This window comes from Thiolapillus sp., assembly GCF_048562965.1.
Lineage (GTDB): Bacteria > Pseudomonadota > Gammaproteobacteria > Chromatiales > Chromatiaceae > Thiolapillus > Thiolapillus brandeum_A.
In genome coordinates this window covers 1-1296 of the sequence record NZ_JBHNMF010000822.1, presented here as the reverse complement: position 1 = coordinate 1296, position 1296 = coordinate 1, and the positions used below count along the sequence as shown (strand labels likewise).

Genomic DNA, 1296 nt, shown 5'->3' with positions numbered 1-1296 from the left:
AAAAGCCGGATCATCGATGGCGGCTTTCAGCAGCTCGATAAAATGTCCGTGCGGTTCGCTAAAGCCGGCTTCGGCATAGGCCTTGACCTGTGCGGCTTCCTCCATCAGTTCCGGTTCCAGGATTCTCTGCATCATTCCTCCCTGCTTCCCTGCAGGCCGCCGGTATGCAGGACGACGATGCGCTGTCCCGGGCGAAAAAAGCCCCTTTCGATCAAATCGTAGATGCCATACAGCATCTTTCCTGTATAGACGGGTTCCAGGGGTATCCCTGTGCAGCGGATAAAATTATCGATAAACGTCTGAAGACGGACATCGCTTTTGCCGAAGCCGCCGAAATGATAGCGCTGTTCGATATGCCAGCGCGGCTGCTGCAACTCCGGCATGACCAGAAATCGCCTGACATCCTGCTGCAGAAAACCGGCGTTTTTCAATGCCGCAAAGCCGATCGCCGTGGCTCTGGCCGGCAGCGCTCCGATGATGCCGGCCAGGGTCGTGCCCGTGCCGCAGGGGACGCAGATGGTGTCATAGGGCATATCGATCTCCGCGATGGCCTCGGCGACCCCGGCCAGCGCAAGTTTCACAGAGCCGCCCTCGGGCAGCCAGTACTGTCCGGGAGTCAAACCCGGCAGGGAATCTGGGCGCTGGTATTCCCGCAGCTTCCGGTAGGCGCCGCGGGAAACGAAGCGCAGCTGCATGCCCCAGCGCTCGAGGTCGCGCAGCGTCGGGTTCCAGACCGCCGGCGCTTCCCCCCGCACCAGGCCGATGGTTTTGATGTCCAGCTTCTGCCCAATGCAGGCCAGGGCATGGAGATGATTGGAGTACGCACCGCCCATACTGACCACGGTATGGAAACCGCCGCTCAGGACATCCTGCAGAATAAATTTCAGTTTCCGCCATTTGTTTCCGGATATGATGGGATGCAGTAAATCGTCGCGCTTCATCCACAGTTCGATGTTAAACTGGTCCAGTCGGGGATCCACGATCCGGGTCAATGTGGATGGTTTGAACTGTTTTTCCAGATCGATAAGTTCCGGGAGCATCTTGCATGTGTGGTCGCTACAATCTATTCGCTTCACAACAGGAAATCATCGCGCATTTTCAACTGCCAGGCCTTTCCGAATACGAGATCAGCTACAACATTAACACCGGGGCAGTCGATACTCAATGTCGTGCAGCTGGCCGATGGCGGTCGCAAAGGCGTTAATCTGCAATGGGGGCTGCTGCCCTCCTGGTGCAAGGACCGGCGCATAGCCAGTCACATGATCAACGCCCGGCGCGAAACCCTGGCCAAGAAGC

At 57.8% G+C, this 1296-nt stretch carries 2 protein-coding genes; one reads left to right on the top strand and one right to left on the bottom strand.

Annotation, left to right across the window (positions count from 1 at the left end; genetic code table 11):
- Window positions 1–131 precede the first annotated feature (131 nt).
- A complete protein-coding gene (locus ACOCD2_RS20365) occupies window positions 132–1040 on the bottom strand; it encodes a 1-aminocyclopropane-1-carboxylate deaminase/D-cysteine desulfhydrase (protein WP_293650279.1) in 909 nt (302 codons plus the stop codon).
- 9 nt (window positions 1041–1049) lie between these two features.
- Here ACOCD2_RS20365 and ACOCD2_RS20360 point away from each other — a divergent pair.
- A partial coding sequence (locus ACOCD2_RS20360) for an SOS response-associated peptidase family protein (RefSeq protein ID WP_293702678.1) occupies window positions 1050–1296 on the top strand: 247 nt, incomplete at its 3' end.

What these genes read in the sequence shown, in the direction of transcription:
- ACOCD2_RS20365 (WP_293650279.1), bottom strand. Translation starts at nt 1,040, where the DNA reads ATGCTCCCGGAACTTATCGATCTGGAAAAACAGTTCAAACCATCCACA.